At 61.8% G+C, this 24,298-nt stretch carries 24 protein-coding genes; 10 read left to right on the plus strand and 14 right to left on the minus strand.

Annotated features, from left to right (window positions below; translation table 11 throughout):
- Positions 1-27: 27 nt before the first annotated feature.
- The 6 genes from E6C55_RS24740 to E6C55_RS24765 form a co-directional block, all read right to left on the minus strand.
- Positions 28-1,461 (minus strand): S41 family peptidase, encoded by a 1,434-nt coding sequence (locus E6C55_RS24740; RefSeq protein ID WP_136372507.1) that lies wholly within the window; start codon positions 1,459-1,461, stop codon positions 28-30.
- Complete coding sequence (gene mutS / locus E6C55_RS24745; RefSeq protein ID WP_136372508.1) at positions 1,458-4,250, minus strand: DNA mismatch repair protein MutS; 2,793 nt, start codon at positions 4,248-4,250, stop codon at positions 1,458-1,460. The genes E6C55_RS24740 and mutS overlap by 4 nt, the downstream gene beginning before the upstream one ends.
- Positions 4,251-4,412: 162 nt before the next feature.
- Complete coding sequence (fni, locus tag E6C55_RS24750) at positions 4,413-5,483, minus strand: type 2 isopentenyl-diphosphate Delta-isomerase (protein WP_136372530.1); 1,071 nt, start codon at positions 5,481-5,483, stop codon at positions 4,413-4,415.
- Positions 5,484-6,160: 677 nt separating this feature from the next.
- Entirely contained in the window at positions 6,161-7,642 is a 1,482-nt protein-coding gene (locus E6C55_RS24755; RefSeq protein WP_136372509.1) for a putative amidoligase domain-containing protein, read from the minus strand.
- 215 nt (positions 7,643-7,857) lie between these two features.
- Positions 7,858-8,418 carry an outer spore coat protein CotE gene (locus E6C55_RS24760; protein ID WP_136372510.1) on the minus strand — a complete coding sequence of 187 codons (561 nt, stop codon included), beginning with the start codon at positions 8,416-8,418 and terminating at the stop codon, positions 7,858-7,860.
- A 183-nt stretch (positions 8,419-8,601) separates the two neighbouring features.
- Positions 8,602-9,375 (minus strand): phytanoyl-CoA dioxygenase family protein, encoded by a 774-nt coding sequence (locus E6C55_RS24765; protein WP_136372531.1) that lies wholly within the window; start codon positions 9,373-9,375, stop codon positions 8,602-8,604.
- A gap of 127 nt (positions 9,376-9,502) precedes the next feature.
- Between E6C55_RS24765 and E6C55_RS24770 the strand changes: the two genes are divergently transcribed.
- A complete protein-coding gene (locus E6C55_RS24770; RefSeq protein WP_136372511.1) occupies positions 9,503-10,411 on the plus strand; it encodes a helix-turn-helix transcriptional regulator in 909 nt (302 codons plus the stop codon).
- A gap of 43 nt (positions 10,412-10,454) precedes the next feature.
- Here the strand turns inward: E6C55_RS24770 and E6C55_RS24775 are convergent, their stop codons facing one another.
- Entirely contained in the window at positions 10,455-12,011 is a 1,557-nt protein-coding gene (locus E6C55_RS24775; RefSeq protein ID WP_330999661.1) for a carboxypeptidase M32, read from the minus strand.
- Between the two features lie 95 nt (positions 12,012-12,106).
- On the opposite strand from E6C55_RS24775, the gene E6C55_RS24780 reads away from it, so the two are divergent.
- The 3 genes from E6C55_RS24780 (at position 12,107) to E6C55_RS24790 (ending at position 14,039) form a co-directional block, all read left to right on the plus strand.
- Positions 12,107-12,433, plus strand: a complete 327-nt coding sequence (locus tag E6C55_RS24780; RefSeq protein WP_136372512.1) for an iron-sulfur cluster biosynthesis family protein — start codon at positions 12,107-12,109, stop codon at positions 12,431-12,433.
- 62 nt (positions 12,434-12,495) lie between these two features.
- Positions 12,496-13,089: a beta-class carbonic anhydrase gene (locus tag E6C55_RS24785; protein WP_211093644.1), complete on the plus strand. Its 594-nt coding sequence runs from the start codon at positions 12,496-12,498 to the stop codon at positions 13,087-13,089.
- Positions 13,090-13,193: 104 nt separating this feature from the next.
- The gene (locus E6C55_RS24790; protein ID WP_136372513.1) at positions 13,194-14,039 is read left to right on the plus strand and encodes an SPL family radical SAM protein; all 846 of its coding nucleotides are present in this window, start codon (positions 13,194-13,196) and stop codon (positions 14,037-14,039) included.
- A 7-nt stretch (positions 14,040-14,046) separates the two neighbouring features.
- On the opposite strand, the gene E6C55_RS24795 is transcribed toward E6C55_RS24790, so the two are convergent.
- Both E6C55_RS24795 and E6C55_RS24800 read right to left on the minus strand, forming a co-directional pair.
- Positions 14,047-14,688 (minus strand): DNA-3-methyladenine glycosylase family protein, encoded by a 642-nt coding sequence (locus E6C55_RS24795; protein ID WP_136372514.1) that lies wholly within the window; start codon positions 14,686-14,688, stop codon positions 14,047-14,049.
- Complete coding sequence (locus E6C55_RS24800; protein ID WP_168735866.1) at positions 14,685-15,254, minus strand: DUF309 domain-containing protein; 570 nt, start codon at positions 15,252-15,254, stop codon at positions 14,685-14,687. The genes E6C55_RS24795 and E6C55_RS24800 overlap by 4 nt, the downstream gene beginning before the upstream one ends.
- A gap of 170 nt (positions 15,255-15,424) precedes the next feature.
- Between E6C55_RS24800 and E6C55_RS24805 the strand changes: the two genes are divergently transcribed.
- From E6C55_RS24805 to E6C55_RS24825, 6 genes are all read left to right on the plus strand, one after another.
- Positions 15,425-15,868 carry a hypothetical protein gene (locus tag E6C55_RS24805; protein ID WP_136372516.1) on the plus strand — a complete coding sequence of 148 codons (444 nt, stop codon included), beginning with the start codon at positions 15,425-15,427 and terminating at the stop codon, positions 15,866-15,868.
- A 12-nt stretch (positions 15,869-15,880) separates the two neighbouring features.
- Positions 15,881-16,162, plus strand: a complete 282-nt coding sequence (locus E6C55_RS24810; protein WP_136372517.1) for a DUF2653 family protein — start codon at positions 15,881-15,883, stop codon at positions 16,160-16,162.
- A gap of 187 nt (positions 16,163-16,349) precedes the next feature.
- A complete protein-coding gene (locus tag E6C55_RS24815) occupies positions 16,350-16,607 on the plus strand; it encodes a hypothetical protein (protein WP_136372518.1) in 258 nt (85 codons plus the stop codon).
- Positions 16,608-16,735: 128 nt separating this feature from the next.
- Positions 16,736-16,897 (plus strand): hypothetical protein, encoded by a 162-nt coding sequence (locus E6C55_RS33935; protein ID WP_168735867.1) that lies wholly within the window; start codon positions 16,736-16,738, stop codon positions 16,895-16,897.
- 316 nt (positions 16,898-17,213) lie between these two features.
- Positions 17,214-18,950 carry a pyrroloquinoline quinone-dependent dehydrogenase gene (locus E6C55_RS24820; protein ID WP_168735868.1) on the plus strand — a complete coding sequence of 579 codons (1,737 nt, stop codon included), beginning with the start codon at positions 17,214-17,216 and terminating at the stop codon, positions 18,948-18,950.
- 92 nt (positions 18,951-19,042) lie between these two features.
- Entirely contained in the window at positions 19,043-20,182 is a 1,140-nt protein-coding gene (locus E6C55_RS24825) for a hypothetical protein (RefSeq protein ID WP_136372520.1), read from the plus strand.
- Between the two features lie 19 nt (positions 20,183-20,201).
- On the opposite strand, the gene pqqE is transcribed toward E6C55_RS24825, so the two are convergent.
- From pqqE to E6C55_RS34280, 5 genes are all read right to left on the minus strand, one after another.
- On the minus strand, positions 20,202-21,320 hold the full coding sequence (gene pqqE / locus E6C55_RS24830) for a pyrroloquinoline quinone biosynthesis protein PqqE (protein ID WP_136372521.1): 1,119 nt from the start codon (positions 21,318-21,320) through the stop codon (positions 20,202-20,204).
- Positions 21,317-21,586, minus strand: a complete 270-nt coding sequence (pqqD, locus tag E6C55_RS24835) for a pyrroloquinoline quinone biosynthesis peptide chaperone PqqD (RefSeq protein WP_168735869.1) — start codon at positions 21,584-21,586, stop codon at positions 21,317-21,319. Before pqqD ends, pqqE begins: the two co-directional genes overlap by 4 nt.
- The gene (gene pqqC / locus E6C55_RS24840; protein ID WP_230986843.1) at positions 21,583-22,308 is read right to left on the minus strand and encodes a pyrroloquinoline-quinone synthase PqqC; all 726 of its coding nucleotides are present in this window, start codon (positions 22,306-22,308) and stop codon (positions 21,583-21,585) included. Before pqqC ends, pqqD begins: the two co-directional genes overlap by 4 nt.
- 3 nt (positions 22,309-22,311) lie before the next feature.
- Entirely contained in the window at positions 22,312-23,235 is a 924-nt protein-coding gene (gene pqqB, locus E6C55_RS24845) for a pyrroloquinoline quinone biosynthesis protein PqqB (protein WP_168735870.1), read from the minus strand.
- A 303-nt stretch (positions 23,236-23,538) separates the two neighbouring features.
- Positions 23,539-24,030: a WGxxGxxG family protein gene (locus E6C55_RS34280; RefSeq protein WP_136372524.1), complete on the minus strand. Its 492-nt coding sequence runs from the start codon at positions 24,028-24,030 to the stop codon at positions 23,539-23,541.
- Positions 24,031-24,298 lie beyond the last annotated feature (268 nt).

Genomic DNA, 24,298 nt, shown 5'->3' on the forward strand with positions numbered 1-24,298 from the left:
CTCCTTTCCTCTGCGTGATCTATTGGATTATTTTCCAACCGTTGTGTTCAGCGTCAGCAGCCCGTTCGCATCGGAGGATTGCAGGCCGGGAACCCACTGGGCCAGAAGCGCCGGACTGATATAACTCGTTCCGTCTGCGATGTACAGACCGCTCTTGGTCGGCTTCGCCTGGATGGATTGCCCGTTCCGCGTGAAGACGATCGAAGAGGTCGACTTGTCGTAACCGACCGTCGCTCCGACGAAGACGGCGGCCAGCTTCAGATTGATGTAAGCCGTGCCGTTCTGGCGTACGACCGAATCGGAATACGCGGAGCGAACCCCGTTCAAGACGACCGAGCCCTTGCCCGCCGTCATCGTCAGCTTCGTTCCCCCCGCCTCCCGGATGGCGGCGAGCAGTTGCTGAAGCTCTCCGTCGACCGCGATGTCCGGGCTAAGTCCCTTCTTGTCGACCTGGACTCCCTTCGGCGTGAAGTATTGCTCGCTCGTGACCTTCAGGTAGCCGCCGGAAGGTACTTGAAGCAGTTGCTGCACAACGCCCTTGCCGTACGTTCGGGTGCCGATCAGCTTCGCGACGCCATAATCCCTCAAGGCCCCGGACAACAGCTCCGAAGCGCTCGCGGAATACCCGTTGACCAGAATGTAGACCGGGTAATTCTTCTTCGTTCCCGTGATCTCGATCGGCACGTCTTCTCCCTGGCTGTCCGTCAGATGCGCGAGCACGCCTTCCTCGATGAAGTTCTCCGCGATGCCCTGCGCCTCGTTCAAGTAGCCGCCGCCGTTGTTCCGAAGATCGAGGACCAGCGCGGACAGACCGGCTTGCTCCAGCTTGGTCAGCTCGCTCTTGAACTTGGCCGCCGCTCCGCTCGAGAATTGCGTGAGCTGCAAGTACTGGACGTTCTCTCCGAGCGATTGCGAGAGGACAAGCGGATATTGGAAGCCGCTGCGCGTCAGCACCGCGGTGACGGACGCCCCGTTCCGGCCGACCACAACCCGAACCGTCGTGCCCTCCGCCCCCGTCAGCTTGCTTAGAACATCGTCAAGCGCGCTGCCGCGAACGGAGACATTGTTGACCGAGAGCAGAGTGTCTCCCGGCTGCAGCCCGGCCTTCGAAGCCGGGCTTCCCTCGATGACGTTCTCGATGTACACCTGGCCCTGGTCCTCCGTCAGCACAACGCCGATTCCGACGTATTGCTGCTCGAGGCTGCCGGTGAACGACTGCCACTCTTCCTCCGTGAAGTACTCCGTATACGGGTCCTGCAGCGATTCGATCATGCCTTGAATGGCCGCATCGTTCAACGCTTCCTCCGATGGGGAAGTCAGATGATAGCTCTCGAGCATCTGCTTGACGTCTTGAACCTGCTCGGCGGTCGCGGCGGTCGCGGCCGGAGCCGAACCGGCCAGCATGGCGGTCAGCGTCAACAGGATAAGGGCGGGGCGAAGCTTGCGTCGTCTTGTTCTCATGTACGGTCTCCGTTCTCCATTAGATGATTGCGGGCATCGTTAAGCCATTCCAGCGCTTGCAGGGGGGTCATTCTCATCACATCGAGCTTAAGCAGCTTGTCGGCCAGCTTCTCCGCGGCGGGAGACGCCTTCTTCGGCTTCTCCGGCTTCTCCGGCTTCGGCGGCTCCGCGAAGATCGACAGTTGCACGATGCCGGCGTCCTCCGGCCGCGTCGGCGGTGCCGTCTCCTGCTGCGGCGGCTCGTTGTGCAGCGGCTTCTCGGGCTGTTCGCGTTCGGCCGATTGCCCCGTCTCGGGCTCGCCCCCTTGCGGCGAAGCTTCGAGAACGCTTCGGGCCAGTTCCTGCGCAGCCGGACGCTCTCTCGCAGGCGCGGCGATGGAGGTCGCCGCCGCTTCAAGCGAGGCGGAGCTCTCGAGCAGGCTGTACGCCCTCGAGACGATCGACTGCGGCAAGCCCGCAAGCTGGGCGCAATAGATGCCGTAGCTGGAATCCGCCGCTCCCGCCACCAGCTTGCGCAGGAACGTGACGCCGTCCGCGCTCTCCTTCACGGCCATGCAGCCGTTGCGCAGGCGCGGCAGCGTCTCCTCGAGATGCGCCAGCTCATGGAAGTGCGTGGACACGAGCGCCTTGCAGCCGATGACGTCGTGGACGTATTCGATGACCGCCTGGGCGATCGCCATCCCTTCGTCCGTCGACGTCCCGCGTCCGAGCTCGTCGATGATGATCAGGCTCCGGTCGGTCGCCTGCTCCGTCATGACCTGGATATCCTTCATCTCGACCATGAACGTGCTCTGGCCGCCGACCAGGTCGTCCGCCGCGCCTATACGCGTGAAGATGCGGTCGATCAGCGGCAGCTCCGCCAGCTTCGCGGGAACGAAGCAGCCGATCTGCGCCATGATCGAGATCATGGCTACCTGGCGCATGTACGTGCTCTTGCCGGCCATGTTCGGTCCGGTAATGAGCAGGATGGAGCCGTCGTCCCTCGTGAGGGACGTATCGTTATGAATAAAGGCGACGCCTTCCGACACGGCCTCGACGACCGGGTGGCGCCCTTCCTTCACCGCGAGGCCGAAGCCCCCTTCGAACCTCGGGCGCGTGTAGCGCTTCTCCGAGCCGACCTCGGCGAACGACTGCAGCACATCGAGCGAAGCGACCTGCTCCGCGAGCGCCTGCAGCCGCGGGATCTGCGCGGCGATGTCGTCCCGCAGCGCGGCGAACAGCGAATATTCGAGGTCGACCATCCGATCCTCGGCCTCGAGAATAAGCGCCTCCTTCTCCTTCAGCTCGGGAGTGACGAACCGCTCCGCGTTCGCCAGCGTCTGCTTGCGCTCGTAGCGCGCTTCCGGAAGCGAAGCGATGTTCGCCCGGGTCACTTCGATATAGTAGCCGAACACCTTGTTGAAGCCGATCTTCAGCGACTTGATGCCCGTCGCTTCGCGCTCCTGCCGCTCCAGCTCCGCAATCCACGTCTTGCCGCTTCGGCTCGCCACGCGAAGCTCGTCCAGCTTCGCGTTGAAGCCTTCGCGGATAATTCCGCCCTCGCGCACCGACACGGGCGGCTCGTCCGCGATAGCCGCCGCGATCTCGGCGGCCAGGTCGGCGCAGCCGTCCAGCCCGCCCGCAAGCTTCGCGAGAGGGGCGGAGGCGAGCCGCTCGCAGATCGCCCGGATCGCCGGAATGCGGTCAAGCGACACCTTCAGCGCGTTCAGGTCGCGCGCGTTCGCGGTCCCGTAAGCGATGCGGCCGACGAGGCGCTCGAGGTCGTACACTTCCTTCAGCTCTTCGCGCAGCTCCTCGCGCTCAAGCCATCTGCCGTGAAGCGCTTCGACCGCGTCAAGCCGCTCCTCGATGGAGGCGCGGTCGAGCAGCGGCTGATCGATCCACCGCTTCAATAGGCGCGTTCCCATTGCCGTCTTCGTCTTGTCGAGCAGCCAGAGCAGCGAACCCTTGCGCGAGCGGTCGCGGACGGTCTCCGTCAGCTCCAGGTTGCGGCGGGTGAACGCGTCGAGCGCCATATACTGCTTCGGGTCGTAGAACTTGACCGCCTGCAGGTGGCCGAGCGATCGCTTCTGCGTCTCGCCCAAGTAAGCGACGAGGCGAGCGACCGCCGCCCGGCGGACCGGCTCCTGGGCATCCCAGTTCTCCTTCGGGAATTGCTCCTTGAGCAGCGCCTCCGCGTTCGCAAGCGGGCCGCGCTCCGTCGTCAGCAGAGCCGCTCCGGTTCGGGCGGCCTCTTCCCTCAGACGAACGAGGGACGCCGCATCGCCGACCGCTTCGGCCGGACGGTAGACGTTCAATTCGTTCAGCAGCGTCTCCTTCGCGAACGCGAACGATGTCGCGTACAGCTCGCCGGTCGTCAGGTCGCACGCCGCGAGGCCGAAGCGGCCGCTCAGCTCGGCGGCGGAGACGATAAAGTTGTTCGTCCCTTCGCCGAGGCTCTTCGTCTCCATCACGGTGCCCGGCGTCACAATCCGGACGATCTCGCGCCGAACGACGCCCTTCGCTGTAGCCGGGTCCTCCACTTGCTCGCAGATCGCGACTTTGTAGCCCTTTTCTACCAATCTTGCTATGTATCCTTCCGCGGAATGATAGGGCACCCCGCACATCGGAATGCGCTCCTCCTGCCCCGCTCCCCGGCCGGTCAACGTAATCTCCAGCTCCCGCGCCGCCGTGACGGCATCCTCGAAGAACATCTCATAGAAATCGCCTAAACGAAAAAAAAGCAGCGCATCCTGCGCATCCGCCTTGACGGAGAGGTACTGCTGCATCATCGGTGTATACCCGGCCATTCCGATCCTCCTAGAGCTGTCTCTTGCCGCGTCTCGCATACAGCTTCGCGATAACGCCCAGAATTCGTAATCTATCTGTCTATTATAGCAAAAAAGCTCATGCTGCGCCTCGTGCCATTTCTCGGGTGGAGATTCGGAGCCTGGGTGAAGTGCGCGGCAGCGTCAGCCCCACGCTGCGATTCGGTCGGTCGTCCCGAGCGCTTCGATGTCCTTGGCGCCGATGCCGAACATCGCCGCCTTCAGCTCGTGCTCGATGACCGAGAGGCGCAGCTCCAGCGCTTCCGCGGATCGGACCGCGGGGGCGAGCAGCGACCGGCCGAAGCCGGCCAGGTCGGCGCCAAGCGCAATCGCCTTCGCCGCGTCGACGCCGGAAGACACGCCCCCGCTGCCGATGAGGAAGCCGGACGGCGCCTCCCTCCGGGCTTCCAGCAAGCACTCCGCCGTCGGGATGCCCCAGTCCGCGAACGCTTCGGCCGCCAGCCTGCTCCGCTCATCGCGCTGCCGCCTCCGTTCCACCTCGCTCCACGACGTGCCGCCCGCTCCCGCCACGTCGACGAAGCCGGCGCCGGCATCCAGCAGCCGCTTCGCCGTTCGGCCGTCGATGCCCCAGCCGACCTCCTTGACGCCGACCGGGAACTCGGCTTCGCGGCATAACGCTTCTATCTTCCGCAGCAAGCCGGAGAAGTCCGTATCCCCTTCCGGCTGGAAAACCTCTTGAAGACCGTTCAAATGAAGAACGAGGCCGTCCGCTTCGGTCAGCTCGACCAATCGGCGGCAATCGTCCGGCCCGTATCCGCGATTAAGCTGCACGGCCCCCAGGTTCGCGATAATCGGAACGTTCGGCGCCAGGCTCCGCACGCGGAACGACGCGGCCGCCGACTCCCGCTCGAGCGCCGCCCTTCCGGAGCCGAGCGCCAGCGCCCAGCCCCGTCGCTCGGCGGCTTCGGCGAGATGGCGATTGATGCGGCCCGCTTCCTCCGTGCCTCCCGTCATCGAGGCGATAAGCAGCGGAACCCGCAGCTCCCTGCCGAGGAAGGAGGCGGCGGTGTCGATGCTGCCAAAGTCGAGCTCCGGCAGCGCCAGGTGGCGGAACCGATACCGCCCGAAGCCGCCGCCGGCCGGCTTGCCCGCGACATCCTCCCGCAGACAGATATCGATGTGCTCGTTCTTGCGCTTCTCCGTCTCTGTCTCTGTTGCTGTCTCTGTCGCTGCCTCCATCGTGTCCACGTCCATGGCCGCCGAACCTGTGTCGAATCGATCATCGTCTCGCGTCTCGCCTTGCCGGTTGCTCTGCATCTCCCGCTCGCCCGCCTGTTCTCTGCCGCCTCAAGCGCCGCATGGCGCTCCCGCGTTTGTGCTATCGTGGAATAAGAGTACCATATGGACCCGAGCATCTCCAAGGGGGCGGGCGGGAGTGATCTCCTTCTCCCGCCCGCAATTTCTCCCCCGACCGCCATGCTGTTCGCGCCCGGGTACGCTGCCTTTTGGGGTTTTATGCGGTTTTTCGCATTCGTCAGCGTGGCAGAGGAGGGAATCGGGGCGTTTTGTGCGGTTTTTAGCATATATGCGGAGATTCGAGCTGGGAATTTCTCTATTTATGCTATTTTTCACATAGAATCGCTCAAACTGCCCGATATCGAGCGGCGCCAATGTGAAATTTCACATCTATTGCAGCGAAGGGCGGTCAGATTGGTTACTCTCTCGCTCGCCTCCACGCCGCAGTCCGCATCTGTACGCATTTAAACTACCTTCTTCGGGGGGGAACTGCGGCGTGCGGGGGCGAGGCAGGCAGTTTAACGGGGCGTTGGTTTGTTGGTTTGTTGGTTTGTTGGTTGGTTTGTTGGTTTGGAGTTGGTTCGTTGATTCGTTGGTCGTTTGCTCGCTGGTTGTTGGCTCGCCAATCCCTTTAGTTAGTTTCTAGTTGGCGGGGAGTACGGGATCGGGATGCGCCACTTTCTCCGCAGATCGACCGTCTCGTCCCAATGCCGGCCTTCGCCGATCGCGCGGAAGAGCGGGTCGATCTCCTCGCGGTAAGCGGCGTAACCCGGCGTCTCTCTCACAGCTTGATAGATTCGCTCCGCTCCCTCCATCAGTCGCCTCCGATCTCCTCCATAGAAGGCGTCCCGCATCCGATCGTCGTCGAGGGGACGGTCGTCCGCAAGCAGCCGCGAATGCTCGGCGGCCACCTTGGCCAACGCCAGCGTGCCGCGGGCGAGCCGCGGCGAGACGAGCCAGCTTGGCGGCGTCCGGTACTCGAAGCCTCCGTGGCTCTTCGGGCGGTAGTCCCCGAGCGAGCCGTAGCGCGGCCGCCGCCGGTTCGCTTCCGGCGGCTCGAGCAGCCGCAGCGGCAGCGCAACCGCATTGTCGAGCGCGCGCAGCCGCTCGCCGGTGAGCGCGGCGCCGCTCACATGCAGATGGCCGCCGAGCGGCAGCCCGCGAACCGGCGCCGCGCCGGCCCGGAAGCTGACGGCCGCGCCGGCCGTCAGCGCGGCGGACCGCGCGAGCAGGCGACGGAGCGCCTCCGCCAGCTCCTTCGGGTCCGCGGACGGCGTCGGCCGCAGCTCGCCGAGCGGCCAGCGGATCGTCCCGCCGACCCGCATGGAGTCGCAGCCTGCGGCCCCTCGCTTCGGCAAGTACCGCGATGCCGGCACGATCTTCCCTTCGGCGGACAGCAGCGCGAACTCGGGGTCGGCGCCAAGCGTCACGCGGACCGGCATCCGGTGCTCTACCGCCCAATCGTTCGCGAACGAAGCCAGCCCCTCCCCGAGCTTCTCCCGCCACTCTTCCCCTTCGTCCTCCAGCCAAGGGCTCAGCGACGAGATCGCCCCGAGCCGGCCGTCGCGGCCGACGCGCCAGACGACCGTGCCGCTGTCCAGGCCCAGCACATACAGCGCTCGGGCCGATGCCCGCGCAAGCCTGCGCTCCAGTTCCCTCGCCCTGCGGAACTCCAGCGGATACGGTTCGACATGGGCCGTATCAAGTCCGAAGACGAACACCCGGAACGTGCTCGCCCCGCCACCGGCGGCGAAGCCGTCCGTCGGCCCCTTCCATGGGCGGGGACCCGCCGCCGGTCTCCCGCCTGTTGCCCGCCGGACGTCCCGCTCCGCAGAGAACGCCGTCACGAAGCCTTCGCGACGCAATCTCCGGGCCGTCTCCGCCTGACCGAGCTGCAATACCTGCTCCGCCCTGCCGTTCCACAGCCATGCCCCTTGCGCTTGTCCGAATCGTTCGAACGCCGGAGCCTCGTCTCTGCCGAGCCGGATCAAGACGTCTCCCCGCAGCCTCTCTCCCGGCTCGGGCAAGCCGTTCCTTATGCCGCTCCCCCCATCTTCCCCGCGGAGCTGCCGATCGAGAGGCCGAATCCCTTCAATAAGCCATATGCGTCCTGCCACGAGTCCCCTCTCCCCGTCGCTAGAAAATACGGGAAGGGCCGTCCCGCCGGCGTTTATACGCCGAAGCCGAGTGACCCTTCCCGATTAGTGCCCCGGTGCGGCTAATCATCCGCACCGCATAGAATAGGCTGTTTACGATAAGACGACAGGGCACCCGCCCTCGCGTGTTCTCCCGAATCGGCATAGACTTAAGTACCGGCCGCATCGCGGACCGCTTACAGATCGTCTTCCAGCAGATCCGAATCGAGATCCTCGAAGTCGCCGTCCTCCAGGCCGAAGTCGGCATCCTTGGCGTCATCGTCGTAACCGGCCGGATCGACGATGACCGTCACCTTCGTCTCGGCAACCATCTCGACGGCGTATTCGCGTTCGACGCGAATAAGCACGGAACCGCCGCCGGAGCTGATCGTCGCTTCGATGCAATTCGGTTCCTGCGTCGCTTCCGCCGCTACTTCCACCGTCGATGCGCGATGCCGCGGATCCACGTAGGACAGGGGCACGAGCTCAACGTAGGAGATCGTCTCCTTGGCTACGTCGGTCTGCGAATTTTTGTCATACGAGTACCAGATGTTGATATCATACGACCCGATTACCTCGATTCCGCCCCCCGACTTAGCCGCTTCGTATTGGTGGTTGATGATCCATGCTCCCAGAATGCTGGAAGGATGGTGCGGCGGCGTCACGGTGTGGGTAATCGTCGAGAACTTCCGGCCTTTGCCGCAAACCGCTTTCGTGATGATTTCCCTGCGCCCGAGCCGTTTATCCGCAATAGCCATTCGGTAGACCTCCTCCATACAATCAAGTCAATTAAGTCTATGCAGGACATTCGTCTAGAGTGACAAAAATGTATCCATGCACTGACACATCTTCTTTATGATGATTGTATGCTGGTCCCTGGTTGGGAAGACCTGCGCTTTTTAGCGGAAGCTCAGCCGAATACGACTTCCTGCCCCGCCAAGCTACTTCAATTGATATTCGGGCTGGTACGCCTTATAGATCGGATTCTCTCCGCAGACCATCAATCCCTGCCCCCAATTCACATGGACGTTCTCGGTGGGCAGATCCGTCGGATCGCGGTACTGGAACAGAACGTTGCGCCGGTTGCGCTGGCTGCGGTTGACGTCGGAGCCGTGTATCGTGAGGTAATTGAAGAACAAGACGTCTCCCGCCGAGGCCGGACAAGGCGTCGCCGCGGATAACGGGTATTCGCGGTGATCCAGGTAATAACGTCCCACATGCGGAAGCAGCCCTTGCTTGTGGGAGCCCGGAATAACGCAGAGACAGCCGTTCTCCATATCCGAATCGTCGAGATGGACGCTGGCCGCGAGCATCGAATGATCGGCATGCGGGAAGTAAGGGGTGTCCTGATGCAGCGGGAAGGCGGCGCCTTTCTCAGGCGGCTTGACCAGCATCTTGCTGTGGTGAAGCTGAACATTGGGACCGATCAACTGCGACAAGACGGCCGCCATGTTCGGGTGCACGGCTGCACGGGTGAACGACGCGTCGTGGTAATGCACGTCGTGGAAGCCTTTGAGCACCAGCTTCTTCAGTTCCTCCGGCGGAAGATAATCTCCCTGCCACGTCGCATTGCCGTCGTACTTCGTCTGCGCGGCTCGGGCGATGATGCCGGCGACGGCTTCTCGCATCTGCTCCACTTCTTCGGCCGAGAACAGGCCGCGAACGAGCAAATATCCATTATCCTTGTAAAATTGTACATCTTCTGCTTTAATCAGCATTGTCACACGAAGTTCCTCCTCGTTTGTAATCGCTTTGAACACGATCAGTGTAAGTGATTTCGGAACGACTGTATTTGCAGAAGCCGGACCTCCGTTTGCACAATCGCGCCAAGGAGCGACAAAGATGACAATGACAGAAGAGAGCTTCCTCTTCGCAACCCAGACGCTTAACGCAAACTACAGAAGAGGCATCGGCGAAGAAGGCGTGGCTTTTCTCATATACAACTGGGGCATGACTTGGAAGCATTACGACAATCCGGTGCATCGGCATTCTTTCTATGAGATTTGTTACGTGCTTGAAGGAGAGGGGGAATACGAGGACGACGAAGTGACCCATCCGCTGACCGGCGGTACCTTGTTCGCCTCGCTCCCCGGCCATTGGCATCAGATTCGCAGCCGGACCGGCTTGCGGCTGTTTTTTGTCGCTTTCGAAGTTCTTGCGGACGAAGCCTCGCCCAAGGCGCGGCAATATGAATCCGATCTGCTCGGCATCAGCTCTCCGGTCATCGTTGCACCCGAGGAGGTAACCGCGCTTCTGTGGCGGGCGCTCTACAGCCATGTCCTCAAGCATCCGGCGGAGGACGGCGACCCGCGGACGAGCGGCTTGTGCGCCATGCTGCTGCATTCGTTTCCCGGCAACTTCGGCCTTCGCGAAGACAGATCCGCGCTTAAAGCCAAAGCGTCTTCGCACTCCGGTTCCCGTTCGCGCTCTCATCTGATCCAACTGGCCAAACGGTATATCCGCGATAACCTGTCCTCTTCTTTGCGCCTCGAGGATGTCTCCGCGTATTTGTGCGTATCCGTCCGGCATTTGTCCCGAATTTTTAAGGAGGAGCTCGGTCAGTCGTTCGTGGACTATGTCACTGAGCAACGGATGCTCGCCGCAGAGAGCCTATTGAAGACGACGCTCCACAGCGTCAAGGAGATTGCGGACTTTGCGGGCTACCAGTCCGTGCATTACTTTACCCGCGTGTTCTCCGACCGCTACGGCATACCGCCCGCCGCCTACCGCAGCCAGAAGCAAAAGGGATGAGCAGCGCTTGCCGCCCATCCCCTCTTCATATTCATCCAACCGCTTATTCGCCCAACCGATAAATCTCGCGGTACTTCCGCTCCAGATAATCGCACAGATACGACGACTTCAGCGGCTCGCCGGTGATGTCTTCGATAATCTCGGACGGATTCTTCATCTTGCCGTGCCTGTAGACGCCTTCGGTCAGCCATTCCTTGAGCGGCGCCAGCTCGCCGTCCGCGATCCGCTCCTCGAGATCGGGGCGCAGCGCCTTCGCCTTGTTCATGATCTGGGCCGCATACATATTGCCGAGCGAATACGACGGGAAGTAGCCGAACGAGCCGCCCGACCAGTGAACGTCCTGCAGCACGCCTTCCGCGTCGGAGCCCGGCTCGATGCCCAGCGCTTCCTTGTACTTGGCATTCCACACTGCAGGCAGCTCGGCGGCGGTCAACCCGTCGTTGAAAATCATCTTCTCGATCTCGTAGCGAATCATAATGTGCAGGTTGTACGTCAATTCGTCCGCCTCGATCCGGATAAGCGAAGGCTCGACGACATTGATTCCCCGGTAGAACTGCTCGGCCGTCACGCCGTCGAGCTGGCCGGGGAACTGCTTCTGCAGGTCGGGGAAGTATCGCTTCCAGAAGCCGAGGCTGCGACCGACCATATTCTCCCACAGGCGGGATTGGGATTCGTGGATGCCCATCGACGTGCCGGTGCACAGCGGCGTTCCCGCCAGCTCCGGAGCGATGTTCTGCTCGTACAGCGCGTGGCCGCCTTCATGGATGGAGCCGAACAAGGCGCTTGTCAGATCGTGCGGCAAGTAACGGGTCGTGATGCGCACGTCGCCGGGACTCAGCCCCGTCGCGAACGGATGAACGCTCTCGTCGAGGCGCCCCGCGTCGAAGTCGAATCCCATCTGCTGCAGAATGAACTTGCTGAAGCTCTTCTGCGAGACGACATCGAACGTACCTTGAAGGAATGCCGTGTCCGGCTTGTCGCCGCGAGCCGCGATCGCGTCCGCCAGCGGGACGAGCCGCTTCCGGAGTTCGCCGAACAAGCGATCCAGCTCGGAGGTTGTCATTCCCGGCTCGTACATATCGAGCAGCGTATCGTACGGAGACCCCTTGATTCCCCACAGCTCGATGAACTTGCGGTTATATTCGATAATCTTCTCCAGATAGGGCGCGAATCCGGGGTAGTCGTTGTTCGCCTTGGCCTCTTCCCAAGCCGATTCCGCCTGGGAGGTCAGCACGACATATTCGCGGTACAGCTCCGGAGGGAGCTTGCGGTTGCGCTCGTAATCCTTATGGAATTCCTCCGCCTGCTTGCGATCCACCGCTCCCAGCGCGGCGAGGACGTCCGGCTGCGTGAGCCGCTCCAGCAGGTCGCCCATCTCGGGCGACGTCGACAGGCGGAACGTCTCGGCGGACAAGGTCCCGTACGCTTCGGAACGAAGCTCGATCCCCTTGCGCGGCGCTCCCGTTCTCATGTCCCAATAGATCGTCGCCAGAATCTCCTCGTATTGCTTGATCTGTCTCGTCAGCTCGCGGAATCGTTCCAGCTCCGCTGCGAACGAGGCTTGAAGCTCGCCCATGCCATCCCATCCTTCCCTTGCCATCTTCCGATTCCTCTTGATCATACCTCCCATGATATCTATAATCAACATAATGGACGAACGGGCGAAGCGCCTGTTCGCGGAGAGGATGTGCTAGGGTGATCATCGAATGGAGCGCAGAAGCCGTCCAGGCGCTGCAAGAGAAGTTCGGCGGCTCCGGCGCGGCGCTGAAGCTCGTGTCCGATTCCGAGGGCTGCGGCTGTTCGGTCAGCGGAGTTCCCGCATTGTGGGCGGTGGAAGCGCCGGGACAAGGCGATCTGCAGGCGGCCAGCGAGCCGTTCCCCGTCTGGTACGAGCCCCGGCATGCGATCTTCTTCGATGAACGCATGCGCATCGCCTACAACCAGGACTACCGGACATTCACGCTGGCGAGCGACAGCCAGATCTACACGAATCGCCTGGCGGTTCGCGATCTGCGGGAATAGGCGCTCGTCGGTCGAACGAGGGCCGTCTAACGGCCCCGAGAACGGGATTGGGGGAGATCGCGATGAGAAGATTGGAAGAGATTATGGCCCATAACCAGGCCTTCGTGGAGAACGAGGAGTACGAGAAGTATTGGCCGAAGCGGTCGGGGAACAAGCGGCTCGTCATCGTGTCCTGCATGGACGCCCGGCTGACGGAGCTGCTGCCCAAGGCGTTCAACATCCACGACGGGGACGCCAAGCTGATCAAGAACGCCGGCGCCATCATCACCGCTCCGTTCGGCAACATCATGCGGAGCGTGCTTGTCGCTCTCTACGAGCTGAACGGGAATGAAGTCGTCATCTGCGGCCACCACGACTGCGGCATGACGGGGATCGACCCGCAGACGGTCGTCGGCCACATGGTGGAGCGCGGCGTGCCGGCCCAGACGATCAAGACGCTGCACCATTCCGGCGTCGACTTCGACAAGTGGCTTACCGGCTTCGAGAACGTGCAATCGAGCGTCACGAAGAGCGTCGACATCGTGCGCAATCATCCGCTGCTTCCTCCGAATACGCCGGTTCACGGCATGATCATCGATCCGAAGACGGGCGCCCTGGAGTGGGTTGTCGACGGCTACGAATATTTGGAACGGGAAGCGGCCGAGGAGCAAGCGTAACGCCCCTGCTGCAGCAATGCCCGGGAAGGGTTCATGACGCCGAGCAAGACCGTTCGCCTTCTGCGCGGACGGTCTTGCTTCATTAAGAAGGGAGAATGCCGCCTATGCCAAGTACGCCCGATACCGGAGACGAGCACGCCATCTATCGGCGGCGGACGCCCAAGTCCATGCTGAACGCGGGGACGGGCTTCCTCTCGGGATACACCCATTCGCTGAACCCGTATGCCGGGTGTTCCTTCGCTTGCTCCTACTGCTACGTGCGGGGAATACCGGTCGCTTCGTTCCGGGGCCTGGAGTGGGGAAAATGGGTTGACATCAAGGAAGAAGCGGCGGCGGTCTTCGAGAAGGATTACCGCAGGGCTCGTGCCCGCGGGCCGGTCACGATCTTCATGTCCTCCAGCACCGATCCGTATCAGCCTATCGAGCATCGGGAACAGATCACGCGCTCGCTGCTCGAAGCCATGACGAAGCAGCCCCCGGAATTCCTGCTCGTTCAGACCCGAAGCCCGCTCGTGACGCGGGACATCGACTTGCTGCGGCAGCTCGGGGACCGGGTGAGGGTCAGCGTCACCGTCGAGACCGACCGCGAGGATATTCGCAAGGCGTTCACGCCGTCCGCCCCTCCCGTCGCGGCCCGCATCGCGACGCTGCGGAAACTGACAGAGGCCGGTATTCCGACCCAGGCCGCCATCGCTCCCCTGCTTCCGAGCAGCGAGAGCTTCCCTTCGCTCCTGCGCCCGGTCACGGACCGCGTCTGCCTCGACGATTACTTCATGGGAGACGGCAGCGGCGGACGCAGAACCGGGCGGCTGGGCATCGAAGAGCGCTATCGCGAGCTCGGGCTGCTCGAATGGTACCGCTCGGACGCCTATATTCTTGTGCGGGATCGCCTGCTTCAAGCTTACCCCGCCGAGGCGGTGCGGATCAGCCGGAGCGGCTTCGAGCCGTGACGGAAGGCTACTCCCCCATCGCTTCCGGACGGAACGCCGCCTCCGGAAGATGGGCAATTGCCCAGAGATAGAGCGAAGCTACCGTTCCGTGCGGCGAATACGGCTTCGTCAGCTCGTCGAACCGTTCCTTCGTCAGCGACTCCAACCCATGCAGCTTCATCACGCCGCGCCGAATGGCGACATCGCCCCAACTGACGACATCCGGACGCTGCAGCGAGAAGATAAGCACCATCTCCGCCGTCCATCTTCCGACACCTTTTAACGCCATTAAATAGTCGACGACCTGCTCGTCCTCCATCTCCTGCAGCCGCTCGACCCCCAGCTCCCCGGCCGTTATTTTCCGCGCGAGCTCGACGATCGCCTCCGCCTTCTTCATCGTCGTTCCGCACGACTTGACTTCCTCTGGCGCCGCCGCGGCAAGCTTCTCGGGAGTAAGCTCCCCGAACTTCGCGATCAGCCGGTTCCAGATCGCCTCCGCCGCCTTGTTCGAGATAAGCTGGGACACGATCGAATCGACCAAGGCGACGAACGGATCGGGCGTCACCTTCCGCTCCACCTTGCCGACCGCGCGAATCGCCGCTCCGAGAACCGGGTCCGCCGCGCTAAGATAATCGATCTCTTCCTGCCCGTAGACGTAAATTGTGGTCATTGGCTGCTCGTCCCCTTCTCCTCGTTAGTCCGATCCCTAAGCTCGGCCTTGCTTCTTGCCGCGTTCTCGCGTTCCTCGATCACTTCGGTTCGATCGCGAAGCAAGTGACGGTTCACGATCCCGTCGTTAAGTCGCTCCAGCGGCGTTCCCCAGGTCCATCCCTGCGCCGCGCAACGTTCCTGCGCAAGCCGCAGGAGCGAGGGGCTGCGAATGGGAAGCTCCAGCTCGGCGTAAGCGATGTCGTCTTCCCTGTTCCAACGCCGTTCGAGCGCCTCCAGCTCGGCCTTGAGCCGCGCCCCGTCGAAGCCGATCTCGTCCATCCTTGCCGGATCGATCTCCCGAACGGCCTTCCGCAGCAGCTTGGCCGCTCCCGCACGATTGCCTCTTCTCGCGTGGTATTGAAGCACGGCGATGCGGATGAGAACGAGCCAGCTTCCCTCCAGAGGAGAGCCCTTCTCTTCCTTCCAATAATGCTCCATGATCTCATGGCATTCGAAGAAATCCCTTGAGCCGTAATATTCCGCCAAATAATCGATCAGCGGCTCGGGATAAACAGGTTGCTTCACATTCATCGAACTCCCCGAATAACGTCCGCCACCCTCGGTGACGATATAACCAGAATAACCGATTCTATGGGGATCGGCATCTTTTTTCCTGAAACCCGGCATTGGCTCCCCCGTATATAAGCTCGTACGCTTACAACAAACAGAGATACATTCAGGAGGAGTTAAACATCATGTGGAGAAAAGCATTGCTCATCTTCAGTCTGTTCACGCTGTTCGTCGCGGTGAACGTTCCGGCCGATTCGGCGGACGCCGCCCGCAAGTCGTTCAGCTCCGGCAAAAAGTCGTATTCCAAAACGCCGTCCAAGGCGCAAGATAACGTGTCGAACAGCAGCACCGGCACGAGCACGAAGACAGGAAGCACGGCAGGCACGACGACCGCCGCTAACCGCGGCTTCTTCAGCGGCGGCAGCCTGATGAAGGGACTGATGATCGGCGGCATCGCAGGTTTGCTCTTCGGCTCGATGTTCAGCGGAATGGGCTTCATGGGCAACTTCCTCGGCTTTATCGTGAACTTGCTCGCCATCGTCGCGCTGATCGCCGTCATTCGGGCCGTCTTCGCCTCCTTCAAGCGCAGGCGGGAGCAGCAACGTCCGAACGACTCGCGCCGCTGGTAACGGATAGCTCCGATGCGAATAACGATGGACGAGATCGTCAACGCCGTCTGCCTGCATCTCGCCGAGAGGCATGAGGTTCCCGTCTCCGCCGTCGAGGTCGAGCTGCTCTGGGACGAAGAGCGAGGCTTCTCCGCCGAGGTGTGGGTGCAGGGACGAAGCCGCTTCCTCGTTGAAGCGAACCTGAAGGAAGCGATCGTAAGATACGTCATGAGCGAGTACCAGGCCCGCGTCTACCCTTCGCAGATCACGCTGGAGGTGGACGACGAGATCTGGGCGAGCGTCTCGGACGAGTAACCGTCTCGAATGAGTAAGCGTCTCTTCTCGAACGAATAACCGGCTCGCCGCTCCGTTTCTCCTATCGCAGGCTGCTGCCCGATCCCTGTCCGCTCCTTCCTTCTCTCTCTGCGGCATAATCTTCCTTCTCCCCGACATACAATCGATATAGGAGAGTCAAGATTATTCGTTGGGAGGATGTGCGATAATGGCGAAATCCATGTTGAGATCGTCCGTCAAAGGCGCGTTGCTCGGGGTTACGATGACAGGCGGTTGGCTGGTGGCCGATCTGCTGCTTCCGGAGCCGTGGGGCGACGTCGTCCTGTTCTCGGCCATGGCGGTCGTGAACGTCGGAATCGGTTGGAAGCTCGGCAAGATGTTCGACCAACAAGAAGCCAAGGCCGCGGCCCAAGACCCGGCCCCCCAGAACGCGGCGCTTCCCCATGCGGCAGCTCCCAAAGGCTGACCCAGCCCCTTGTGCAGCTCGCAGACCGTTTGCTCTTCAGCCCTTTCGCTTCCCGCCGGGAAGTCGGAAGGGCTTTATTTGTCTTGCAGCGAAGGAAGCCGGCGATAAGGCCGGTGAAGCCTCCGATCATGATTGCTGTTGCCGATGGTGATGGCGATGCGGCTGTTGTCGGTGGTGGCGATGCGGCTGTTGATGGTGATGTCGCTGCCCATGGTTGCCGATTTTATATGAAAAATCACATTGGTGCGGCTCGATGGCAGGCGATTTGGGCGATTCTATGTGAAAAATAGCATACATGGAGAGAATTGCGGCTTAAGCTGCCGAATGTATGCTAAAAACCGCATAAAACACCTCGTTTCCCTCCCTATCCAGGCCGACGAATGTGAAAAATCATATAAAATCGCAAAAGTCCTAGAACCAGGACGATCAGAGAGGACCAATGAGGCGGATAGCGATGCGCCGGATAGAGATACGCCGGATAGCGATGCGTCGAGATTCCCCTTCCCCGCTTCCCCTTCCCCGATTTGCGGTTGCGTTGTCATAAATTGCGCCTTTTTGGAAATACCATTATCAGCGCGTATTCACATCCCTTGGAGGTTACCGCACGTGAGAAAACCATATGCCAAAATCGGAGCGGCCGTTGCCTTGCTGCTCGTTCTGAGCAACTGTTCCGGGAATAACAACAACGGCAACAACGCTTCCCCGTCCGCATCCGAGTCGGTCACCCCGTCCGCGTCGAATTCGCCGGTCGCGACCGGCGTTACCGGCACTTCCTTCGAGAACTGGGGCTCCTACGGGTTCACGCTCGCCAACAACCGGCATGCCCCGTACACGGAGATTACCGCCGACAACATCAACGAGCTGGGCGTCATCTGGAGCCATGACCTGAAGACGCTCGATGCCGATGTCAAGAACGGGAACCAATCGTATCCGGTCGTCGTCGACGGGGTTATCTACTTGACGACGTCGGGCAATCAGGTATTCGCCTTCGATGCCGTAACCGGCAACACGATCTGGCATTGGAAGCCGGATGCGGAGCAAGCCGCAGGCTTCTCCAAGGCGGGAATTATTGCGAATAGAGGCGTGGCAGTCGGCGAAGGCAAGGTGTTCACGCTGGCGGTCGACAATTCGCTGATTGCGCTCGACCAGAAGACCGGCGAGCTGATCAAGATGATCAAGCTATCCGACTACATCGACGGGGTCACGATTGAGAACGGATACTACGAGACGACCGCTCCGCAATATTACAAGGGCAACGTCTATATCGGCAGCAGCGGCAGCGACAACGGCGTGCGCGGCTTCGTCGCCGCATTCAAGGCGAGCGATCTGACCCCGGCTTGGGATTCGCCGTTCTGGACCGTCCCGCCGAAGGGCGAGGATTGGCTCGCGAACAGCAAGTTCCAGGGGGGCGGAGCGGTGTGGGACCCCGCCGCGATCGACGAAGAGACCGACATCATGTACTTCGCGGTAGGCAACCCGTCGCCCGACTTCTACGGAGCCGGTCGGCCCGGCGACAACCCGCACACCGACTCGGTGGTGGCGGTCAATGCGATGACGGGCGAACTCGTCTGGTCGAAGCAGGAAGTCAGCCATGACATGTGGGACTATGACGCCGCGGCCTCCCCGATGCTGATCAACGCAACGGTCAAGGACGAGAAGAAGAAGCTGGTCGTTCAAGGCGGGAAGTCGGGCTTATGGTTCGCCTGGGATGCCGCCACCGGCGATGTCGTCTGGGATGCCGTTCCGTTCGCCAAGATCGACAAGAAGGACCCGACCCCCGAAGGCACGGTCAGCTATCCCGGCGTGCTCGGCGGAGAGAACTACGCGCCGGAGGCTTACGATCCCGCGACGAACTATGTCCTGATTCCGGGTATCGAGCAGCCTTCCAAGTTCAAGTCGGCGACGAACGAAGACGAGGCCGCTACGCCGGACTTCCCGGGCGCCGCCGCCTTCGGCACGATCTATGAAGCGGTCGAGAGCGAGCCGGGGTACGGAACCGTTACCGCTATCGACGTCAATACGGGCAAGCAAGCTTACCAGATCAAGACGACGGACGCGCAGCGCGGCGGCTTGACGAGCACGGAGTCGGGACTGGCCTTCTTCGGAGAGCTGGACGGCAAGATCAATGCGCTCGATATTAAGGCAGGCAAAGTAATCTGGACGTTCCAGACGAGCGGAGACAACATCCAGGCCGCTCCGGCGGTGTTCACGGTCGACGGCAAGGAGTATGTCGTGTTCACGACCGGAGGAACGAAGCCGAAGGTGCACGTATTCGGGCTCGGCGGCGACAAGACGCAAGGCGAAGCCGGACAAGCCGAGACGGGCAGCGCGCATTCCGGCTGACCGCGGCCAGGTCGCGCAAGATCAAGTCATGCGGTCAAGACAGAGCGGTTGACGCCCTGGCTTGACCGCCTTATTTAAAGGAGTGTACATACGTGGCCAATTGGACCCGCAAGGGATTATTCGTGTTGTTAGGCGTGGCGGCGCTCGCAGGAACGGCGATAGGAGTCGCGTTCGATAGATTGTCCGGATCGGCCGTTCGAACTTCCGCGGAGGTCCCGGAGGTGAGAATCGAACTGGATCGAACGGAGCTGGACGCCAAGGCATGGCGGTTCGACGGCTCCCATCTCGCACTCGTCAAGGGCAGGCTGACGATGGGAGATAAGCCTGTCTCGAACGCCGAGGTGCAGGCGGATTCGAACGGAAGGAGAATTCGCACCGACGATGACGGCGCCTTCAAGCTGTCCGTCGATCGCAGCCTGATCGCCAAGAAGACCATCCGTGTCGTCTCCGCCCAAGAGGCGACGATCGCCGGCAAGCCGGTCGGCGACCGTCAGGCCGCAGCCCTTCTTGCCGCCTCCTCCCCCGCTATCAGCATCTATCACCCGATCGAGGTTACCCGCGTCGAGCCTTCCGCGGATAACCCGGATCAGGTCAAGGTGTTCGCCCGCTTCAAGATTGGGGAAGGCGACCAGATCTCCTACTTCCGCGCCGACAAGTACCGCGTCTCGGGGCAGGTCGCGGACGCCGACGGCAATCCGGTGAAGGATGCCATCGTCTGGATCGATCGCGACGAAGGCGAAGGCTTCGCCAAGTCGACTCCGACCGGCAGCGACGGAAGCTACGAGATGTATTATTGGCCCGAGGACGAGACGGCGAATCTGACCGTCATCGTCGGCACGCGCAAGTATGAGCTTCCGGAGGGCAAGATGCTGAAGCTTCCGCAGAAGACGAGCGTCGACATCAAGATCCGGCTGCCGAAGGAAGGAACGACGCTCGACGACCAGCCCCCGTCGCTCGTCTGCACGACGGCGAAGGGGGCGACTTATACCGGCTTGCTGGCCGGACTCGACGTTCCGCCGGCAACTCCTTATACCGTAACGATCCCGGACAGCGACGGCAGGTTCGTCCTTACGGTTGGGAAGACGACGTGGGAGCAGCAGCCGCGCTTCTTCGAGACCCGCTACACGAAGTTCATCGGCGAAGAGAAGCTCCTGAAGGGCGGGGACGCGCTTCCCGTCGGCTTCGTGCTGGCGCAAGACAAGGACCCGCGGGTGACCGCTTCCGCTTCGTAAGCGAATAGGCTCTTGGCGACTAAGCTCTCGAGCGGCGGAGCTCCACCGGTTCGAGCCCGCGATAAATATAGTCCGCTGTTGCCGCATCGGCTCCGGCGGCGGAACGAACCCGTTCCGCGACGGCCGAGCGATGCGGAGAACGGACGCAGACGGGGTCCGTTGCCCGCGCATCGCCGGTCAGCAGGAAGGCTTGACAGCGGCAGCCTCCGTAGTCGTGCTCCTTCCGTTCGCAGCTTCGGCAAGGCTCCGGCATCCAATCATACCCCCGATAAGCGTTAAAAGAAGGAGACTCGTGCCAGATCCAAGCCAGCTCGCGCTCCTTCACGTTCTCGAAGACGAGCGTGCGGATGTCGGACGAAGCGGTGCAGGGCAGCACCCGCCCGTCGGGAGCGACCGTCAGCGACAATCGTCCCCATCCGCCCATGCAGGGCTTCGGATATTGTTCGTAATAGTCCGGCAGAATCCATAACAGTTCGATGCGGTCCCCGATGCGCTCCTTCGCCCGAGCATAGACGGCTTCCGCCTCTTCAAGCTGTTCCCGGGTCGGGAGCAGTTGCGAGATGTTGCGAAGGGCCCACCCGTAATATTGCGCATTGGCCAGCTCCAGCCTCTCCGCCCCCCATTCCTCGCACAGCTCGATCATCTCCTCGAGGAGCGGCAGATTGGCGCGATGCAGCACAACGTTCATATGTAGCGGCAGGCCGCTCGCGCGAATTCGGGCCGCGGCCTGCCGCTTCAGCTCGTGGGCGCGGAAGCCGGCGATCGAGTCGGACAGCTCCGCATTCGGAGCTTGCACGCTCAGTTGAACGCTGTCGACCCCCGCCTCCTTCAATTGCCGAACGCGTTCCTCCGTCAAGCCGACGCCGCTCGTGATCAGATTGACGTAGAGCCCGTTCTCCCGGGCGCGGCCGACAAGCCGCTCCAGATCGGGCCGCAGCAGCGGCTCCCCTCCCGTGAAGTGCACCTGGGCGACTCCGAGCTCGCCGGCTTGATCCAGCACGCGGCACCACTCGTCTGTCGACAGCTCGCTCTCTCTTCGCTGCAGCTCAACCGGGTTGGAGCAATAAGGACAATGAAGCGGACAACGATGCGTTACTTCCGCCGTCAGCGCGTACGGCAGATCTGCCGCCTTCTTCATTCGAGCCACCCTCTCTCCGCCGCCGAATCAAGGAATTCGACGATATCGTCCTTCAGACCGGTCTGCCCGTATCTCTCCTCAAGCTCCCCTATCATCTGCTCCACCGAACGCCGGCCGTCGCAGAGCCAGAGAATCGCTCCGGCGGCCTCGTTCAGTTCAACCACCCGCTCCGGCAGCAGGAGCATATCCGTCTTCCGGGCCTTGTCGTACTTCATGCGGCCCGGACTTCGCAGCCTCGGCCGTTCCGACAGCGCCCGGGAGCTCATCGCCGTCCCTCTTCGCCCGGGTTCGCCGGGTCCGGGTACGCCAGGCTCAGCGCATCGAGGAGCGCCCACAGCACATCGCACTTGAACCGCAGCGCGGCGATCGCCTGCTCCTGCTCCCTCCGATCCCTGCATTCGCGCAGAACGAGGCGCAGACCGTGATCCGCGTCGCGCGGCGCCTGCGTAAGCCGGGCTTCGAAGTACGCCAGCCCTTCCGGCTTAATCCATGGATACAACTGCTCGAAGACGCCGATTCGCTTGGAGACGAGCGTAGGCGCGAACAGCTCTGTCAAGGAGGAGGCGACGGCGATCGGCCACGGCTCCAGGCGGCAGAAGTTCACGTACGCATCGACGGCGAACCGGACGGACGGCAGGACATGACGCTCATCCTGCATCTCCTCGCGGGGAATGCCCGCGGCTTCGCCAAGCCGAATCCACGCTTCGATTCCTCCCTCGTCGCCTTGCCGCCCGTCATGGTCGATGACCCGCTGAAGCCATTCCCGGCGTTCTTCCCGGGACGGCAGCTTGGACAGGATCAGCGCATCCTTGACCGGAATGTTCTTCTGGTAATAGAAGCGATTGGCGATCCACGCCCTGACCTGCGCCTGCGACAGCTTCCCTTCGTGCATGGCGATATGATACGGATGCTTGTCGTGATAGCGCTCCTCGCCGACCTGCCGGAGCCGCGATGTGAATTGTTCGTTCGACAGCAAATACGATTCCAACCCTCAGACCTCCATTTCCATTCCGTCAACCCCGATCTCGATGCCCAGCCGCTCAACCGCTTGGCGTTCGGGCGAATCTTGCGCCAGCATCGGATTCGTATTGTTGATGTGGATATACACTTTGCGGCGCGCGCGAACAAGCGACAGACGTTCGGCGCTGCCATTCGGTCCGCCTGCGGGAAGATGGCCCATGTCGGCCGCATCCAGCTCGGAGACGCCAAGCAAGATGAGCTCGTCGCCCCGCCAGAACGTGCCGTCCACAAGCACGCAATCGGCATCCGCCAGATGGCGCTCCAGCGTCCGGGTCCAGATCTCGATTCCCGGAGCGTAGACGATCGTTCCGCCCGTCCTCCGGTCCGTCACGCGATAGCCGACAACCCATGCCGCCGACTCCTTGTACGAGGGCCGGCCGTTGCCGGAATCGACATACCGGGGAGGCTTGTCGCCCAGCAGAAACGGACATACCGATAATTGTCCCCCAAATAGTGGAAAAGATTCCTCGACCCGCGTCTCCTGCCACGCAAAGCTTGCGAACGGCTCCACGATTCGGCGTACCGGGAAGTCGCCTTCAAGCGCGCCGAGAACGGGCGAAGTCGCATAGACGGCGATCGCCGAGCCTTGACGGAGCTGAAGCAGGCCGGTCGTATGATCCAGCTCCGCATCGGTCAACAGGACGGCTTCGACGGGAGAGCCGCGAAGCGTCGCCGGGTTCGGGCGGAGAGCCGCGTGCGACTCCGTCTGCAGGCACACGTCCGGACCGGCGTTCAGCAGCGCCCAACGAGCGCCGTCCGGACTGATCGCGAGCGAGTCGTTCCTTCTGGCGCTGACGGCCGGGTCTTGGTCCCTGATGCGACGACAATTGGAACAGCCGCAATTCCATTGCGGACAGCCGCCTCCCGCGGCGGAGCCCAGCACCTTGATGAACATGGATTCCCCCCTAATAAACAAGATGCCGGATTGCTCCGGCATGGGGGGTTACTTCCGATGAGAGTAGGCCGTCACTTCGGCGCAGATCTCGATGATCTTGAACTCCGGCTTCACCCACATAGGCGCACCTCCCTCCGTGCCGGATCTCGGCGGATTGCCTGATTCATTGTATGTCGCAACGGGGATGTCCAAGACACACAAAAAACGATGCGTTCTCCCATCCGTGAAGATGAGGATTCGCATCGTTGCTCCGGTTCTTGCCTTGAAGCGACCGGCGACCGGTTGCCGCCCCGATTACCCTGCTTAGCGTTCGCCCTGCGGGCTGCGGCTCCGCAGTCCGATCAGGCCGAGCAGACCGAACAAGCCGAGCCATCCCCAATTCGAGGATTTGCCGGTGCCCGTCGTGGCCGCAGCCCGGTACGTTCCGTCCGTCCGCGTCACCCTTCGATTATCATCCGTGCTGTAGCCCGTATACCGCCCCGCCGTGCCGGGAGTATTCGCATTATTCCCCGTCCCGTTCAGGAATTGATTGCCCGTTCCCGTTCCGTAGATGCTCACATCCCGATTGCCGTTCACGTTCGAACGGTCGCGCAGATCGAACGACTGACTGTGAACCCGGGTTCCGTCCGCCATGCCGGTGCTGGTCGTTCCCATTCCGTTGCCGAGCCCGCCGTTCCCGCCATTGGCCCCGCCGTAGCCCTCGTTATGAGCACCGTTGTGGTTGGCATACGCCGGCACTGCAAGCGTCAACGACAAGAGGGCGACCGATGCCGCTCCGACGATTTTCTTCTTCATTTGATTACCCTCGCCTTCAAGTGTGAATTGCAATCTTGCGGCTAGGGTCTCACGCTTCCGGCGATCCTATACCATGCTTGTACTACGAATTCGCCCGGACGTATATATTGGCAAGAGAGAGAAGATTAACCGGGGGGCAAAAAGTCCAGCGGTATGATGTCAAGCCCCTGATTCATGAGAATTGGAAATTTTTTTGGCCATGAGGCGGATGAGTCAAGAAAAAGGGCACATCAAATCAAACCCAGTCGAAAATCGAGTTATCTACCAG

It is taken from the genome of Cohnella fermenti, from assembly GCF_004801405.1.
Classification (GTDB): Bacteria; Bacillota; Bacilli; order Paenibacillales; family Paenibacillaceae; genus Cohnella; species Cohnella fermenti.

Excerpts from the sequence above, each read along its gene's own strand:
- E6C55_RS24740 (WP_136372507.1), bottom strand. The coding sequence starts at position 1,461 with ATGAGAACAAGACGACGCAAGCTTCGCCCCGCCCTTATCCTGTTGACG.
- mutS (WP_136372508.1), bottom strand. The coding sequence starts at position 4,250 with ATGGCCGGGTATACACCGATGATGCAGCAGTACCTCTCCGTCAAGGCG.
- fni (WP_136372530.1), bottom strand. The coding sequence starts at position 5,483 with ATGGACGTGGACACGATGGAGGCAGCGACAGAGACAGCAACAGAGACA.
- E6C55_RS24760 (WP_136372510.1), bottom strand. The coding sequence starts at position 8,418 with ATGGCTATTGCGGATAAACGGCTCGGGCGCAGGGAAATCATCACGAAA.
- E6C55_RS24770 (WP_136372511.1), top strand. The coding sequence starts at position 9,503 with ATGACAATGACAGAAGAGAGCTTCCTCTTCGCAACCCAGACGCTTAAC.
- E6C55_RS24775 (WP_330999661.1), bottom strand. The coding sequence starts at position 12,011 with ATGGCAAGGGAAGGATGGGATGGCATGGGCGAGCTTCAAGCCTCGTTC.
- E6C55_RS24785 (WP_211093644.1), top strand. The coding sequence starts at position 12,496 with ATGAGAAGATTGGAAGAGATTATGGCCCATAACCAGGCCTTCGTGGAG.
- E6C55_RS24790 (WP_136372513.1), top strand. The coding sequence starts at position 13,194 with ATGCCAAGTACGCCCGATACCGGAGACGAGCACGCCATCTATCGGCGG.
- E6C55_RS24795 (WP_136372514.1), bottom strand. The coding sequence starts at position 14,688 with ATGACCACAATTTACGTCTACGGGCAGGAAGAGATCGATTATCTTAGC.
- E6C55_RS24805 (WP_136372516.1), top strand. The coding sequence starts at position 15,425 with ATGTGGAGAAAAGCATTGCTCATCTTCAGTCTGTTCACGCTGTTCGTC.
- E6C55_RS24810 (WP_136372517.1), top strand. The coding sequence starts at position 15,881 with ATGCGAATAACGATGGACGAGATCGTCAACGCCGTCTGCCTGCATCTC.
- E6C55_RS24815 (WP_136372518.1), top strand. The coding sequence starts at position 16,350 with ATGGCGAAATCCATGTTGAGATCGTCCGTCAAAGGCGCGTTGCTCGGG.
- E6C55_RS33935 (WP_168735867.1), top strand. The coding sequence starts at position 16,736 with ATGATTGCTGTTGCCGATGGTGATGGCGATGCGGCTGTTGTCGGTGGT.
- pqqE (WP_136372521.1), bottom strand. The coding sequence starts at position 21,320 with ATGAAGAAGGCGGCAGATCTGCCGTACGCGCTGACGGCGGAAGTAACG.
- pqqD (WP_168735869.1), bottom strand. The coding sequence starts at position 21,586 with ATGAGCTCCCGGGCGCTGTCGGAACGGCCGAGGCTGCGAAGTCCGGGC.
- pqqB (WP_168735870.1), bottom strand. The coding sequence starts at position 23,235 with ATGTTCATCAAGGTGCTGGGCTCCGCCGCGGGAGGCGGCTGTCCGCAA.
- E6C55_RS34280 (WP_136372524.1), bottom strand. The coding sequence starts at position 24,030 with ATGAAGAAGAAAATCGTCGGAGCGGCATCGGTCGCCCTCTTGTCGTTG.